The organism is Variovorax boronicumulans (assembly GCF_009811375.1).
GTDB lineage: Bacteria > Pseudomonadota > Gammaproteobacteria > Burkholderiales > Burkholderiaceae_C > Variovorax > Variovorax boronicumulans.
On the sequence record NZ_BKDH01000001.1, the window covers coordinates 555,894 to 571,673 of the forward strand.

Sequence of the window (15,780 nt, forward strand, 5' to 3'; positions counted from 1 at the left end):
CGTTCAAAAACATCACCTCTGGAGCATCGCCATGAAAGTCCTGAACCGAATTCGCACCCTCGCGGCCGTCGCCGCGGGCCTCGGCGCGCTGAGCGCCGCCAGCGCGTGGGCCGCCGATCTGAAGGTCGGCTTCATCACCTCGCTGTCGGGGCCGGTGTCGTCGCTGGGCATTCCGTACGAAAAGGGCATGAAGGCCGCGCTCGCCTACAAGGCCGACCTGGGCGGCCGCAAGATCCAGCTGGTGCAGCTCGACGATGCGTCCGACCCCACCACGGCCGCGCGCAACGCACGCAAGATGATCGACGAGGACAAGGTCGACGTCATCATCGGCACGGCCGGTTCGCCCGGCGCGCTGGCCATTGCCGGCGTGGCGCGCGAAACCAAGACGCCGCTGATCTCCATCGCCAACGCCAACCTGCCGGGCGAGGAGGGCGCGTGGATGGTCACGCTGCCGCAGCCCGCACCGCTCATGGTGAGCGCGGTGGTCGAGCGCATGAAGAAGTCGGGCGTGAAGACGGTGGGCTACATCGGTTTCTCCGACGCCTGGGGCGACCTGGTGTACGGCGCGCTGCAAAAGAGCGCCGAGCCGGCCGGCATCAAGATCGTGTCGAACGAGCGCTATGCGCGCGGCGACGCGTCGGTGACCGGGCAGGTACTCAAGATCGTGGCGCTGCGCCCCGACGCGGTGATCACCGGCACCTCGGGCACGCCCGGTGCGCTGCCGTACCTCGCGCTTTCGGAGCGCGGCTACAAGGGCCAGATCTACGGCATGCACGCGCTCATCAACCCCGATTTCGTGCGCGTGGGCGGTGCCTCGGTCGAAGGCCTGCTGGCTCCCACGGGCCCGGTGATCGTGGCCGAGCAGCTGCCGAACGACAACCCGATCCGCAAGGTGTCGATGGACTTCCGTGCGGCCTACCAGAAGGCCAACGGCGCACCGCCGACCGACGCCTTCTCGGCCTACACCTTCGACGCCTGGCTGGTGTACCTGGACGCCGCCCAGCGCGCGCTCGCCACCAAGGCCGAGCCCGGCACGCCGCAGTTTCGCCTGGCGCTGCGCGATGCCATCGTGAGCACCAAGGAGCTGGTGGGCACGCACTCGGTCTACAACTTCAAGCCGACCGAGCGCTACGGCTCGGACGACCGTTCGCGCGTCGTCGTGAAGCTCGAGAAGGGCCAATGGAAGCTGGTGCCCTGAACGCCCTCGCGTCGATCCGATGAACGCCGCCCACCCCATGCACCCGCTGCTTCGTTCCCTGCGCCGCCGGCGCGCGACCGGCACCGTGCTGTTCGCCGCCGCGCTGCTGGCCGGCTGCGCCGCGACCGCCCCGGGCGGCAGCGGCGAGGTCACCATCAAGCGCGACCGCTACGGCGTGCCGCACGTCTACGCCAGCGACACGCGCGGCCTGTTCCACGGCTTCGGCTATGCCGTCGCCGAAGACCGGCTCTACCAGCTGGAGATGGCGCGGCGCTCGGGCAACGGCAGCGTGGCCGAGGTGCTGGGGGCCGAGTTCGTCGCGACCGACAAGGCCACGCGCGCCAACATCGATCCGGTGTCGATCCGCCGCCAGATCGACGCGCTGAGCGCGGACGACCGCGCCATGTTCGAAGGCTATGCCGCGGGCGTCAACGCGCGCATCCGCGACGTGCTGGCCGACCGCGCGAAGCTCATGCCGCGCGAGTTCATCGACAACGGCTTCGAGCCGGCGCCCTGGACCGCGGACGACGTGGCCATGGTCTGGATCGGCCTGATCCTCAACCGCTTCTTCGCGGGCACCGCCGAGGTCGCGAACCTCTCGCTGCTCAACCAGCTCAAGGCGGCGCGCGGCGACGTGGCCGGCCTGCAGCTGTACGAGCAGCTGCGCTGGCTCGAAGACCCGACCGCGCCGACCATCGTGCCGCGCGGCAACGCGAACCGGCTGGCAAGCGCCGAGCCCGGCGATGCCGCGCTCGCGCCGGTCTCCGCGCAGGCCGCGGCCGACTTCCGCGCCACGCAGGTCGCCCGCATGGGCCTGGCCGCCACCGAAGGCATGCCGACCGCCAGCAACGCCTGGGTGCTCGGCCCCTCGCGCACCAAGGAGGGCGTGGCCGTTTTGTACAACGGCCCGCAGCAGGGCTTCAACAACCCGTCGTTCGTGCACGGCATCGGCCTGCACGGCGCGGGCTACGACCTCACGGGCCTCACGCCCATCGGCCTGCTGCCGGTGCTCTTCGGCACCAACGGCACCATCGCCTGGGGTTCGACGGTGGGCTCGCTCGACACCAACGACATCTACCAGGAAGAACTGAACCCGGCCAACCGCTACGAGTACCGCTACGACGGCGCCTACCGCCCGATGACCCGGCGCACCGACGTGATCCGCGTGAAGGGCGCCGCGCCGCAGAGCGTGGACATCTACGCCACGGTGCACGGCTTCGTGCAGAGCTGGGACGTGGACAACGCCCGCGCTTACACCGCGCGCAGCACCTGGCAGGGCCGCGAGGTCGAGACCATGCTCGGCTGGGCGCGTGCCGCACGGGCGCGCGACTGGTCGGGCTTTCTCGCGCAGGGCGAGCGCGTGGCCGCATCCATCACTTGGTTCTATGCCGACGTGGCGGGCAACATCGGCGCCGTGGGCCTGGGCCGCATGCCGCGCCGCCCGGCCACGCAGGACATCCGCTTTCCCGCGCGCGGCGACGGCAGCATGGAGTGGCAGGGCAGCCTGCCGTTCAGCGCCAACCCGCGCGCCTACAACCCCGCGCAGGGCTACCTCGCGAGCTGGAACAACCAGATCGCCGAAGGCCTGCGCGCGGACGGCGCCAACTTCTCGCACGTCGATCGCGTGGCCGAAATCCACGCGCAGCTGCAGGGCACGGCCAAGCTGGGCGCCGACGAGGTCTGGCGCGTGAGCCAGGGCGCGGCATTGGCCGACCTGAACGCGCGCTACTTCGTGCCCCTCATCGTCGACGCGGCCAAAGGCCTGCCGGCCGGCGACCCCGCGCGCCGCGCAGCCGACCTGCTCGCCAACTGGGACCTGAAGAACCGCGTCGCCCCGGGCGGTGAGGTCTACGACAACCGCGCCACCACCGTGCTGCGCGCGTGGCTGGGTGCGATGTCGCGGCGCCTGCTGGCCGACGACCTGCCGCCAGCCGTGTTCGCCACCTACGCCAACCTCGGCTATCCCACGCTCACGCCGCGCGGCTCGCCGGGCAGCGCCCAGCCCGCGGCCGTGGCGAAGCTGCTGTGGAACGCGCTGAGCGGCCCGGCCTCGGGTGTGCCGCAGCGCCACGACTTCTTCAACGGGCAGGACCCGCGCACGATGGTGCGCGCGGCGCTGACCGATGCGGTGGGCGAGCTGCGCACCCGCCTCGGGCCCGACATGGCCGCGTGGACCACGCCCGTGGTGCGGCACCGCTTCTCGCGCATCAACGCCATCGGCGTGCCGTGGGCCGGCGCGGGCGACGAGCCCGAGGTCAGCCCCTACATGAACCGCGGCACGCTCAACTACCGCGTCGTGCTGCGCCCGGGCGCGCTCGACATGTGCTCGGTCGCGGCGCCGGGGCAGAGCGGCTTCGTGAGCCCGGCCGGCGTGCGCGACCGCCATTACGCCGACCAGCTGGCGCTGTTCGAGCGCTTCGAATGCAAGCCGGAGCGGCTCACGCCCGCGCAGGTCGATGCCGACCTCGAATCGCGCCGCACCTTGCGTTACTGACCCGTCCCTCGTCCCCATTCCAACCCCCGAAGAGGAAGCTCCCATGAAGAAAATCTCCCGCCTTGGCCTCGCGCTGCTGGCCGCCTTCACCGCCGTCGGTGCGGCGGCGGCAGACCTCAAGATCGGCTTCATCAGCTCGCTCTCGGGGCCGGTCGCGGCGCTGGGCGTGCCCTACGAGAAGGGCATCCGCGCGGCCATCGCCGAGCGGCCCGAGATCGGCGGGCGCAAGGTGCAGCTCATCGTGCTCGACGATGCTTCGGACCCGACCACCGCCGGGCGCAACGCGCGCAAGCTGGTGACCGAAGACAAGGTCGACGTGCTCATCGGCACCTCGGGCGTGCCGGGCGCGATGGCCATCGCCTCGGTGGCGCGCGAGCTCAACACGCCGCTCATCTCGCCCACGCCCGTGACCATTCCGGGCGCGGACGGCGCGTGGACCGTCACCGTGTCGCAGCCGTTCCCGCTCATGGTGGCGGGCGTGGTCGAGCGCATGCAGAAGTCGGGCGTGAAGACGGTGGCCTTCATCGGCTTCTCGGACGCGCTGGGCGACCTGGCCTACGACTCGCTCGTGAAGAGCGCCACCACCGCCGGCATCAAGGTGGTGGCCAACGAGCGCTATGCGCGCAGCGACTCGTCGGTGGCCGGGCAGATCCTGAAGATCGTCGCGGCGCGGCCCGACGCGGTGTTCGCGGGCAACTCCGGCACGCCGGGCGCGCTGCCTTACCTGGCACTGGCCGAGCGCGGCTACAAGGGCAAGATCTACGGCACGCACGGCCTCATCAACGCCGACTTCGTGCGCGTGGGCGGCACGGCCATCGACGGCCTGCAGGTGCCCAGCGGCCCGGTGCTGGTGGCCGACCAGCTGCCCGACAGCAACCCCATCAAGAAGGTCGCGATGGGCTTTCGCAATGCCTACCAGAAGGCGAACGGCGCGGTGCCCACCGATGCGTTCTCGTCGTACACCTACGACGCCTACCTGCTGCTGGCCGACGCGGCCTCGCGCACCAAGGGCGAGCCCGGCACGCCGCAGTACCGCACGGCGCTGCGCGATGCCATCGTGGGCACGAAGGAGCTGGTGGGCACGCACGGCATCTACACCTTCAAGCCCGACGACCGCTACGGCTCGGACCAGCGCGGCGTGGTCATCGTGCAGATGAACAAGGGCCAGTGGAAGCTCGTTCCATGAACTGGCTCGCCCCCAGGCTGCGCGCACTTCGTGTCGCTTCGCCAACCCCCTACCGGGGGCAACACCAGTGGCCCGGCGAAGCCGGTTCCACGGTGTTCCTCGGCGGCACGCTGACATAGCTCGAAGCAGGAGCACGATCACATGACCGCCTACCGCAACCGCCCCGATCTCGTCGCGGCGCTGGTCCGCGACGACCGGGTGCACCGCGACCTGTACCTCAGCGACGAGCTGTTCGCGCTGGAGCAGGAGCGCTTGTTCGCCCGCACCTGGGTCTTCCTGGGCCATGCCAGTCAGGTGCCGGCGTCGGGCGACTTCGTCACGCAGGAGATTGCGGGGCGTCCGCTGCTCATGGTGCGCCAGCCCGACGGTGCGGTGCACGTCATGTACAACCGCTGCGCCCACAAGGGCACGCAGCTGGTGACCGACGAGAGCGGCAACACCGGCCGCTTCTTTCGCTGCCCGTACCACGCGTGGACCTACAAGCTGGACGGCGCGCCGCTGGGCCTGCCGCTGAAGAACGGCTACGAGGGCACGCAGCTCAAGGCCTGCGAGTCGGGGCAGGGGCTGTCGGTGGTCAGGCACGTGAAGGTGTACCGCGACTTCGTGTTCGTGCGCCTGTCCGACACCGGCCCCTCGTTCGAGGACTACTTCGGCGATGTGCTGGGCGCGCTCGACAACATGGTCGACCGCTCGCCCGAGGGCAGGCTCACCGTGGGCGGTGGCGTGCTGCGCAACATCGTCCATTGCAACTGGAAGATGTACCTGGAGAACATCAACGACACGGTGCACCCGATGTCGACGCACGAGTCGGCCACCAAGGCCGCCGAGGCGCTGTGGGAAGGGCATGCGCCCAGCGACCCCAAGCCGATGGCGATGGAGCAGATCCTGCCCTTCGGCTCGGGCTACGAGTTCTTCGACCAGATGGGCGGGCGCGTGTTCGCCAACGGCCACAGCGTGCTGGGCGTGAACTTCAGCATCCATTCCAACTACGCGCAGCTGCCCGAGTACGAGGCCGCGATGCAGGCCGCGCACGGCGTGGAGCGCGCCGCCGACATCCTGCAGCGCTCGCCGCAGAACTCGGTGCTGTACCCCAGCCTGTCGGTCAAGGGCTCGCCGCAGGCCATCCGCGTGATCCGCCCGCTCGCGGCCGACCGCACGCTCATCGAGGCCTGGAGCTTCCGCGCGGCCGGTGCCCCCGCGCTGCTGTTCGAGCGTGCCATGAGCTACAACCGGCTCGTGTTCTCGCCGATGTCGGTGGTGGCGCACGACGACGTGCACCTGTTCGAGAGCATCCAGAAGGGCCTGCGTGCCGGCGGCAACGAATGGATCAGCCTGCACCGCAACCACGACCCGGCCGAGACGCAGCAGGCCACGGTGACCACCAACGGCACCAACGAGCTGCTCATGCGCAACCAGTTCCGCGCCTGGGCCCGGGCCATGACGCCGGAGGTGGCAGCATGAACGACCCGCGCGACTTCATCGCCCACGAGGCGGCCCTGCTCGACGCGCGCCGCTTCGACGACTGGCTGGCCCTGTTCGCCGACGACGGCCACTACTGGGTGCCGTTGCTCGGCGCGGCGCAGGCCGATCCGTTCTCGCACAACTCGCTGGCCTACGAAGACCGGCTGCTGCTGCAGCTGCGCGTGGAGCGGCTGAAGAACCCGCGCGCGCATTCGCAGCATCCGGCCAGCCACAGCCAGCATGTGCTGCAGCCCTCGCGCATCGAGGAAGAGGGCACCGACGACGTGCGCCTGCGCACGCCGTTCCTCTACATCGAGGCGCGCGGCGACGACCAGATCCTGCTGAGCGGCACCGCCCGCCACCACCTCATTCGCACCCCCACGGGCTGGTCCATCCGCGAGAAGCGCATCGACCTGCTCAATGCCACGCGCGCCTTGCCCGCGATCCAGTTGTTCATCTGAGTTTCTGTTCCTTCCATCCTTCCTCACTGGAGCTACGACATGAAGAACCTGATGCAGACCTTGACGCGCGGTGCCCTCGCCGCGGCGCTGACCGCCTGTGGTGTGGCGAGCGCACTGGCGGCCGACCTCAAGGTCGGACTCAGCGTGTCGCTGTCGGGGCCCAACTCCTCGCTGGGCGTGCCGTACGCCAAGGGCATGCAGGCCGCGCTGGCCTACAAGGGCGAGGTCAACGGCCGCAAGATCCAGCTCGTGGTGCTCGACGACGGCTCCGACCCGACCACGGCCGGGCGCAACGCGCGCAAGCTCATCGAGGACGAAAAGGTCGACGTGCTCATGGGCACCTCGGGCGTGCCGTCGGCCATCGCGATGGCGCAGGTGGGCAAGGAGGCGAAGACGCCCATGATCGGCCTCACGCCGATCCTGCTCGACCCCAACGAGAACCCGTGGGTCATGACGGTGGCGCAGCCCACGCAGCTCATGATCGACGCGGTGGTCGAGCGCATGAAGCGCAACAACGTCAAGACCGTGGGCTACATCGGCTTTTCCGACGCCTGGGGCGACCTGGTGTACGAGGCCCTCATGAAGGCCGCGCCGGGCGCCGGCATCAAGGTGGTGAGCAACGAGCGCTACGCACGCGCCGACGCCTCGGTGACCGGCCAGGTGCTGAAGATCGTGGCGCTGCGCCCCGACGCGGTGATGACCGGCGGCGCCGGCACACCGGGCGCGCTGCCGTTCCTGGCGCTGCAGGAGCGCGGCTTCAAGGGCGGCGTGTACGGCCAGCACGGCCTGATCAACCCCGACTTCGTGCGCGTGGTCGGCGCGGCCGGCCAGAACGCGCTGATGCCCACGGGCCCGGTGATCGTCGCCGAGCAGCTGCCGGCCGACTACCCGACCAAGAAGATCGCGACCGACTTCCGCGCCGTGTTCCAGAAGGTCAACAACGCACCCACCAGCGACGCCTTTTCGGCCTACTCGTTCGACGGCTGGCTGGTGTTTGTGGACGCAGCCTCGCGCGCCATGAAGAAGGCCGAGCCGGGCACGCCCGAGTTCCGCGTGGCGCTGCGCGACGCGATCTTCAGCACCAAGGAGGTGGTCGGCACGCACGGCGTCTACACCTTCAAGCCCGGCAGCCTGTACGGCGTGGACGAGCGCGCGCGCGTGATCGTCAAGCTCGACAACGGCCAATGGAAGCTCGCCCCTTGAATCTCCTGTTTCCCTTCACGACAACGACAACGATGACTCCGACAGAGGTTTTTCTATGAACTGGGACGTGGCATTGATCCTCGTCACCGACGGCCTGGCCAACGGTGCCGTCTATCTGCTGGCCGGGCTCGGGCTGGTGCTGATCTTCTCGGTCACGCGGGTGGTGTTCGTGCCGTTCGGCGACATCGCGGCCTTTGCCGCCCTGTCGCTGGCGGCCTTCGAAACCGGCCGCGTGCCGCCGACCATCGGCATGGTCGCGGTGCTGGCCGCGCTGGCGCTGGCCACCGAGATCGGCAGCCTGCTGCTGCGCGGCGAGGCCGCGCGCATACCGAAGGCGGTGCTGATGTGGGGCGTGCTGCCCGCCATTCCGTGCGTGCTCGCCTGGCTGGCGGCGCGGCCCGGCGTGCCGGTGGCGGTGCACATCGCGGTGGCCGTGCTGCTGGTGGTGCCCATCGCGCCGCTGCTGGCGCGCGTGGTGTTCCAGCCGATCGCCGATGCTTCGGTGCTGGTGCTGCTGATCGTGTCGCTGGCGCTGCACTTCCTGCTGTCGGGCCTGGGCCTGCTGTTCTTCGGGCCCGAGGGCTCGCGCACCACGCCGCTCACGAGCGCGGTGTTCACGCTGGGCGACGGCTTCACGGTCAGCGGCCAGGTGGTGCTGATGGTGGGGGCGGCCGTGGTGCTGAGCGGGCTGTTCTTCCTGGTGTTCGAGCGCACGGTGGCCGGCAAGGCGCTGCGCGCCACGGCCGTGAACCGCGTGGGCGCGCGGCTGGTCGGCATCCGGCCGGTGCGCACGGCGCTGCTGGCCTACGGCTGCGCCTCGCTGCTGGCGGGGCTCATCGGCGTGCTGATCGCGCCGGTGACCACCATGTACTACGACTCGGGTTTCATCATCGGCCTGAAGGCCTTCGTGGCCGCGATCATCGGCGGGCTCGTGAGCTACCCGATGACGGCCATCGGCGCGCTGGCGGTCGGCGTGGTCGAGAGCTTCGCGTCGTTCTGGAGCGGCGCGCTGAAAGACGTGATCGTGTTCAGCCTGCTGATCCCGGTGCTCATGCTGCGCTCCTTCATGGCGGCCCATTCGGAAGAGGAAGAAGACGAGGTGGACCAATGAACGGCAACACGAAACGCATGGCGTGGATCGCGGGCGTGATCGTCGTGCTGGCCCTGGTGCCGGCCGTGGCGGGCAGCTTCACGGTCTCGCTGCTGAACGACATCGGCATCGGTGCGCTGGTGGCGCTGGGCCTCGTGCTGCTCACCGGCGTGGGCGGCGCCACCTCGTTCGGCCAGGCGGCCTTCGTGGGCATCGCGGCCTACGCCACGGCGTGGCTCACGACCGCGCAGGGCCTTTCGCCGTGGCTGGGGCTCTTGTTCGCGCTGCTGCTCACGGGGCTGTCGGCGCTGGCCATCGGCATGCTCACGCTGCGCCTGGGCGGGCACTTCCTGCCGCTGAGCACCATCGCCTGGGGGCTGTCGATCGCGATGCTGTTCGGCAACGTCGATGCGCTCGGTCGCCACACGGGCCTGTCGAACATCCCGGCGCTGCAGATCGGCGGCTGGTCGCTGGCCGATCCGCGCGCCATGTACTACCTGATCTGGGTGGTGGTGGGGCTGGCCTGCCTGTTCAGCCACAACCTGCTGCAGTCGCGGCCCGGCCGCGCGATTCGCGGGCTGCGCGGCGGCGCCACGCTGCTGGCCAGCGTGGGGGCGGATGCCTACCGCGTGCGGCTGTCGCTGTTCGTCACGGCGGCGCTGTTCGCGGGGCTGGCGGGCTGGCTTTATGCGCACATGAACCGCTTCGTGAGCCCGTCGCCCTTCGACGTGCGCGCCAGCATCGAGTACCTGCTGATGGCCGTGGCCGGCGGGCTCGGGCAGCTGGCGGGCGCGCTGGTGGGCGCGGCGCTGGTGCTGGTGCTGAAGAACGGCCTGCAGGACGTGCTGCCGATGCTCACGCAGCGCGCGGGCCAGCTGGAGGCCGTGGCCTTCGCGGCGCTCTTTATCCTGCTGCTGCACTTTGCGCGCGGCGGCGTGATGGGCCTGCTGCGGCGCTGGACGCGCCGGCGCGCCGCGCCGCAGGGTGCCTCGCGCTACACCGGTGCGCCGGTCGAGCCGCTGCCGCACCGGCAGCTGCCGGCGCGCGGCACGCAGGTGCTGTCGGTCAATGGCGCCGTGAAGCGCTTCGGCGGGCTGGTGGCGGTGAACGACGTGAGCTTCGACGTCAAGGCGGGCGAGATCATCGGCCTCATCGGGCCCAACGGCGCGGGCAAGTCGACCATGTTCAACCTGCTGACCTGCACGCTGCCGATGAGCGCGGGCCAGGTGCGCTTTCTCGAGCACGACATTGCCGGCATGCCGCAGCGCGCGGTGGCGCGGCTCGGGCTGGCGCGCACCTTCCAGCACGTGAAGCTGCGCCCGCACATGAGCCTGCTGGACAACGTGGCGCTGGGCGCGCACTCGCGCACGCGCTCGGGCATCCTGAAGGCGGGCCTGCGGCTCGATCGCACGGAAGAAAGCCAGATCCTGCAGGAGGCGCAGCGCCAGCTCGACCGCATCGGCCTGGGCGACCGCGCGCACGAGCTCGCGGGCAGCCTGCCGCTGGGCACGCAGCGCATCCTGGAGATCGCGCGCGCGCTGGCCGCCGACCCCGTGCTGCTGGTGCTCGACGAGCCCGCGGCCGGCCTGCGCCGCAAGGAAAAGATGGCCTTGGGCGACCTGCTGCGCAAGCTGCGCGAGGAGGGCGTGACCATCCTGATCGTCGAACACGACATGGACTTCGTGATGAAACTGGTGGACCGTCTGGTGGTGATGAACTTCGGCTCCAAGCTCGTGGAGGGCGTGCCGTCGGCGGTGCGCGCGGACGAGCGTGTGCAGGCCGCATACCTCGGGAGCGTTGTATGACCGCGATGCTGGAGATTGGCGATCTGCACGTGTCGTACGGGCAGGTGGAGGCGGTGCGCGGCGTGTCGCTCGACGTGCAGCGGGGCCAGATCATCTCGGTGATCGGCCCCAACGGCGCGGGCAAGACCACGCTGCTGGCCGCGGCCATGGGCCTGCTGCCGTGCAAGGGCACGCTGCGCTTCGAAGGCGAAGACCTGCAGGGGCTCGATGTGGAGTCGCGCGTGGAGCGCGGGCTGTGCCTCGTGCCCGAGCGGCGCGAACTGTTCGGCGAACTGACCGTGCTCGACAACCTGCAGCTCGGCGCCTACGCCAAGCGGCTGCGCGGCGACGCGATGAAGCGGCAGCTGCAATCGGTGTACGACCGCTTCCCGCGCCTGGCCGAGCGCCGCGCGCAACGCGCCGACACGCTCTCGGGCGGCGAGCGGCAGATGCTGGCGGTGGGCCGCGCGCTCATGTCGGCGCCGCGCTTGCTGATGCTCGACGAGCCCAGCCTGGGCCTTGCGCCGCTGATCGTGCGCGACATCCTCACCATCGTGCGCAAGCTGCGCGACGACGGCGTGTCGATCCTGCTGGTGGAGCAGAACGCACGCGCCGCGCTCGAAAGCTCGGACGAAGGCTATGTGCTGGAGACGGGCGAGATCGCGCTGTCGGGTGCTTCCGGTGACCTCGCGAGCGACCCGCGCGTGCAGGCCACCTACCTCGGCGGAGGCACGCACGATGACGAGTGACCCGCGCGCGGTGCCGCCGGCGCAGCGCACGCTGCCCGCCATGCTGCAGCGGCAGGCGGCGCTGTTCGGCGCTCGCCCGCTGCTGCGCATCGCGGGCCGGCAATGGACGCACGCCGACGCGGCCGATGCGGCGGCCACGCGCGCCGGCGCACTTGCGCAGCACGGCTTGGCGCGCGGCGACCGCATCGCCGTGATGTGCGGCAACCGCATCGAGTTCCTCGACACCTTCCTCGGCGCGGGCTGGCTCGGCGCCTCGGTCGTGCCGGTCAACACCGCATCGATGGGGCCGCAGATCGAATACTTCCTCGCGAACAGCGAGGCGAAGCTGCTGGTGATCGAGGCGGGCTTTCTCGATCGGCTGGCGACGGCCGACCTGGCCCGCACGGCGCTGCGCGAGGTGTGGGTGGTCGGCGAGGCCGAAACGCCGTGGACGCCGCCCGCCGGCGTGCGCGTGTCGGCCTACCCGTCGGGCGCGCAGGCCCTGCCGCCCGCTGCGGTGCAGCCGGGCGACCCGCTCGCCATCCTCTACACCTCGGGCACCACGGGCCCGGCCAAGGGCGTGATCTGCCCGCAGGCGCAGTACTTCTGGTGGGGCGTGAACAGCGCCGAGGTGCTCGGCGTGGGCCGCGACGACGTGCTGTGCACCACGCTGCCGCTGTTTCACATCAACGCGCTCAACACCTTCGCGCAGGCCGCGCTCACCGGGGCCGAGGTGGTGTTCGAGTCGCGCTTCTCCGCCTCGGGTTTCTGGCCGGCGATGCGCACCAACGGCGCGACCGTGGTCTATCTGCTCGGCGCGATGGTGCCCATCCTGCTCGCCCAGCCCGAGGGCGAGGGCGAGCGCGACCACCGCGTGCGCACCGGCCTCGGCCCCGGCGTGCCCGCCGCGGCGGGGCAGGCCTTCAAGGCGCGCACGGGCGTGGCGCTGCTCGAAGGCTACGGCTCGACCGAAACCAACTTCGCCATTGCCACCGCGCCCGATTCGCCGCGCGGCGGCGTCATGGGCTGGCTGCGTCCCGGCTTCCAGGCCTGCGTGGCCGACGAAGACGACGTGCCGCTGCCGCCCGGCGAGGCCGGCGAACTGCTGCTGCGCGCCGACGAGCCCTATGCCTTTGCCAGCGGCTACTTCCACATGCCCGAGAAGACCGTCGAGGCCTGGCGCAACCTGTGGTTCCACACCGGTGACCGCGTGGTGCGCGATGCCGACGGCGCGTTCCGCTTTGTCGACCGCATCAAGGACGCGATCCGCCGGCGCGGCGAGAACATCTCGTCCTTCGAGGTCGAGCAGGTGCTGCTGAGCCACCCCGGCGTGGCCTCGTGCGCGGTGTACCCCGTGCGCTCCGAACTGGCCGAAGACGAGGTGATGGCCGCGCTGGTGGCGCGCGAAGGCGTCGTCATCGACCCGGCCGAGTTGGCACGCTTCTGCGAAGGCCGCCTGCCGTACTTCGCGGTGCCGCGCTACATCGACCTCTTGCCCGACCTGCCGCGCACCGAGAACGGCAAGGTGCAGAAGTTCAAGCTGCGCGAGCGCGGAGTGGGGCCGCAGACCTGGGACGGTCGGCCCGCCAAAGCCGGATGACGCACGCCACCACGCTTCCGCTGGCCGGGCGCGTGGCCTTCGTGACCGGCGCCGGGCAGGGGCTGGGCGCGGCCATCGCGCGCGGGCTGGCGCAGGCCGGTGCGTGTGTGGCGGTGGCCGACATCGACGAGGCCAATGCACAGGCCGTCGCCACCGAGGTGAACGGCCTCGCGCTGCCGCTCGACGTGCGCGACGAGCAGGCCTTCGGCGACCGTTTCGCGCAGGCCGTGGCGCACTTCGGCGCGGTCGACATCCTGGTCAACAACGCGGCGCGCACGCCGACCACCTCGCTGTGGGACATCACGCCCGCCGAGTGGGACGACGTGCTCGCCATCAACCTGCGTGGCAGCTTCTTCGGCTGCCGCATCGCGGGAAGGCACATGCGCGAACGTAGCGCGGGCCGCATCGTCAACCTGGCCTCGCTGGCCGGGCAGCAGGTCAGCAGCGCCACCGGCGTGCACTACGCGGCCAGCAAGGCCGGCCTGCTGGCGCTGACGCGTGCCTTTGCGCAGGAACTGGCGCCGCACGGCGTGACCGTGAACGCGCTGGCACCCGCCGCCATCGACAGCCCCGCGCTCGCGGCGCTGCCACCCGAGCGGCAGCAGGCGCTGAAGGCCGGCATCCCGCTGGGCCGCTTCGGGCTGGCCGACGAGGTGGCCGCCGCCGTCGTCTACCTGGCCTCGCCGGCCGCGGCCTTCATGACCGGGGCGACGCTGGACCTCAACGGCGGCCGTTTCATGCGGTAGCACCCTGCTGGTGCGCAAATGGCTAAAATGATTCAGAACTAAACCATTCAGGTATGCACACAAATTCGCTCACTGGCCGTCATGCCCTCGTCACCGGCGCCGCTCGCGGCATCGGCGCAGAGATCGCCCGCACCCTTGCCGCCCAGGGCGCTGTGCTGACCTTGCTGGGCCGCGATGCGCAGGCCCTGCAGCGTGTGGCCGAGACCCTGGCCGGCAGCGGCCACGGCGTGGTGGCGGCCGACGTGGCCGACCCGGAGGCTGTTCAGTCGGCCTTTGCGCAGGCGCGGGCCGAGCGCGGGGCTGTGACCGTGCTGGTCAACAACGCGGGCGCCGCCGAGAGCGCGCCGTTTCTGAAGACCTCGGTCGAGCTGTGGCAGCGCATGCTGTCGGTCAACCTCACCGGCAGCTTCCTGTGCGCGCAGGCCGCGCTGCCCGACATGCTCGACGCCGGCTGGGGCCGCATCGTCAACATCGCCAGCACCGCGGGGCAGAAGGGCTACGCCTACGTGTCGGCCTACACGGCGGCCAAGCACGGCGTGATCGGCCTCACGCGCGCGCTGGCGCTCGAAGTGGCGCGCAAGGGCATCACCGTGAACGCCGTGTGCCCGGGCTACACCGACACCGACATCCTGCGCAACAGCGTCGCCAACGTGGTCGGCAAGACCGGCCGCAGCGAAGCCGATGCGCTGGCCGAGTTCTCCAGCGTGAACCCGCAAAAGCGCATCGTGCAGCCCGCCGAAGTGGCCGACGCCGTGCGCTGGCTGTGCGGCGAAGGCGCCGCGTCGGTCACGGGCCAGTCGATCTCCGTTTCAGGAGGAGAAGTCACATGAGTCGCAACGATGCCTCCCACGCCGTGCTGAGCGACGCCGAAGAACTCGGCCACGAAGCCCGCGCCGGCCATGAAGACCACGCCATGCTCAAGCTGTGGCTGCGCATGCTCGCGAGCACCACGCAGATCGAGGCCGAGATCCGGCGCCGGCTGCGCGAGCGCTTCGGCATCTCGCTGGCGCGCTTCGACTACATGGCGCAGCTGTACCGCTACGAAGACGGCCTGAAGATGCGCGTGCTCTCGCGCTACCTGATGGTCACCGGCGGCAACGTCACCGGCCTGACCGACGAGCTCGAGCGCGAAGGCATGGTGGCGCGTGCGCCCAGCCCCGACGACCGCCGCGCCTGGATCGTGAGCCTCACGCCCGAAGGCCGCAACGCCTTCGAAGCCATGGCCACCGAGCACGAGCAGTGGATCCTCGAGATGTTTTCGGGCCTGGACATGAAGACCGTCAAGCAGATGCACAACCAGCTCGGGCTGCTGCGCGTGCACGTGATGCGCGGCGACGGCGCGGTCGAGGACCGCGCATGAGCGGCGAGGGCGGTGGTGTGGAGTTCCAGCGCCCGCGCCTGATCCGTTTCTCCGACTGCGACCCGGCGGGCATCGTCTTCTATCCGCAGTACTTCGTCATGCTCAACGGCCTGGTCGAAGACTGGGTGAGCGAGGGGCTCGACGTGGGCTACCACGCACTGATCGGCGAGCGCCGCGTCGGCCTGCCGACCGTGAAGCTCGACGCCGACTTTCGCGCCGTGAGCCGCATGGGCGACCGCGTGATGCTCGGCCTTTCTGTCGCGCAATTGGGCTCGCGCTCGATCACGCTCGCGTTGCGCTGCTTCGAGCCCACCACGGGCGAGCTGCGCATGCAGGTGCGTCAGGTGCTGGTGACGACCTCGCTCGACACCCACCGCGCCATCGCCGTACCCGACGACATGCGCGCGGCCATCCTGCGCGATGCGCCAGCGCTGGCCGTTGCCGAGCCCGCTGGCAAGACCTGAGAGAG

The 15,780-nt window shown here is 70.5% G+C and carries 14 protein-coding genes; all 14 read left to right on the top strand.

What is annotated here, in order from left to right; all coding sequences use genetic code 11:
• Window positions 1-31: 31 nt before the first annotated feature.
• The 14 genes from VHAB30_RS02600 to VHAB30_RS02665 all read left to right on the top strand — a co-directional run bounded on the left by VHAB30_RS02600 (window position 32) and on the right by VHAB30_RS02665 (window position 15,775).
• Window positions 32-1,198: an ABC transporter substrate-binding protein gene (locus VHAB30_RS02600; RefSeq protein ID WP_062474998.1), complete on the top strand. Its 1,167-nt coding sequence runs from the start codon at window positions 32-34 to the stop codon at window positions 1,196-1,198.
• A 37-nt stretch (window positions 1,199-1,235) separates the two neighbouring features.
• A complete protein-coding gene (locus tag VHAB30_RS02605; protein WP_159275710.1) occupies window positions 1,236-3,692 on the top strand; it encodes a penicillin acylase family protein in 2,457 nt (818 codons plus the stop codon).
• Between the two features lie 43 nt (window positions 3,693-3,735).
• Window positions 3,736-4,878 (top strand): ABC transporter substrate-binding protein, encoded by a 1,143-nt coding sequence (locus VHAB30_RS02610; RefSeq protein WP_159275711.1) that lies wholly within the window; start codon window positions 3,736-3,738, stop codon window positions 4,876-4,878.
• A 141-nt stretch (window positions 4,879-5,019) separates the two neighbouring features.
• Window positions 5,020-6,339 (top strand): aromatic ring-hydroxylating dioxygenase subunit alpha, encoded by a 1,320-nt coding sequence (locus VHAB30_RS02615; RefSeq protein WP_159275712.1) that lies wholly within the window; start codon window positions 5,020-5,022, stop codon window positions 6,337-6,339.
• Window positions 6,336-6,800 (top strand): aromatic-ring-hydroxylating dioxygenase subunit beta, encoded by a 465-nt coding sequence (locus VHAB30_RS02620; RefSeq protein ID WP_159275713.1) that lies wholly within the window; start codon window positions 6,336-6,338, stop codon window positions 6,798-6,800. Before VHAB30_RS02615 ends, VHAB30_RS02620 begins: the two co-directional genes overlap by 4 nt.
• 39 nt (window positions 6,801-6,839) lie before the next feature.
• Complete coding sequence (locus VHAB30_RS02625; protein ID WP_095746374.1) at window positions 6,840-8,003, top strand: ABC transporter substrate-binding protein; 1,164 nt, start codon at window positions 6,840-6,842, stop codon at window positions 8,001-8,003.
• Between the two features lie 55 nt (window positions 8,004-8,058).
• Window positions 8,059-9,114 (top strand): branched-chain amino acid ABC transporter permease, encoded by a 1,056-nt coding sequence (locus VHAB30_RS02630; protein ID WP_159275714.1) that lies wholly within the window; start codon window positions 8,059-8,061, stop codon window positions 9,112-9,114.
• The gene (locus VHAB30_RS02635) at window positions 9,111-10,898 is read left to right on the top strand and encodes a branched-chain amino acid ABC transporter ATP-binding protein/permease (RefSeq protein ID WP_095746373.1); all 1,788 of its coding nucleotides are present in this window, start codon (window positions 9,111-9,113) and stop codon (window positions 10,896-10,898) included. The genes VHAB30_RS02630 and VHAB30_RS02635 overlap by 4 nt, the downstream gene beginning before the upstream one ends.
• On the top strand, window positions 10,895-11,626 hold the full coding sequence (locus tag VHAB30_RS02640; RefSeq protein WP_095950531.1) for an ABC transporter ATP-binding protein: 732 nt from the start codon (window positions 10,895-10,897) through the stop codon (window positions 11,624-11,626). The genes VHAB30_RS02635 and VHAB30_RS02640 overlap by 4 nt, the downstream gene beginning before the upstream one ends.
• Window positions 11,616-13,205 carry an ATP-dependent acyl-CoA ligase gene (locus VHAB30_RS02645; protein WP_159275715.1) on the top strand — a complete coding sequence of 530 codons (1,590 nt, stop codon included), beginning with the start codon at window positions 11,616-11,618 and terminating at the stop codon, window positions 13,203-13,205. Before VHAB30_RS02640 ends, VHAB30_RS02645 begins: the two co-directional genes overlap by 11 nt.
• Window positions 13,202-13,951 (top strand): SDR family NAD(P)-dependent oxidoreductase, encoded by a 750-nt coding sequence (locus VHAB30_RS02650; RefSeq protein ID WP_159275716.1) that lies wholly within the window; start codon window positions 13,202-13,204, stop codon window positions 13,949-13,951. Before VHAB30_RS02645 ends, VHAB30_RS02650 begins: the two co-directional genes overlap by 4 nt.
• 53 nt (window positions 13,952-14,004) lie before the next feature.
• A complete protein-coding gene (locus VHAB30_RS02655) occupies window positions 14,005-14,781 on the top strand; it encodes an SDR family NAD(P)-dependent oxidoreductase (RefSeq protein WP_139702005.1) in 777 nt (258 codons plus the stop codon).
• Window positions 14,778-15,311: a MarR family winged helix-turn-helix transcriptional regulator gene (locus VHAB30_RS02660; RefSeq protein WP_062473285.1), complete on the top strand. Its 534-nt coding sequence runs from the start codon at window positions 14,778-14,780 to the stop codon at window positions 15,309-15,311. The genes VHAB30_RS02655 and VHAB30_RS02660 overlap by 4 nt, the downstream gene beginning before the upstream one ends.
• Window positions 15,308-15,775, top strand: coding sequence for an acyl-CoA thioesterase (locus VHAB30_RS02665; RefSeq protein ID WP_159275717.1), 468 nt, complete (start codon window positions 15,308-15,310; stop codon window positions 15,773-15,775). The genes VHAB30_RS02660 and VHAB30_RS02665 overlap by 4 nt, the downstream gene beginning before the upstream one ends.
• Window positions 15,776-15,780: the final 5 nt, after the last annotated feature.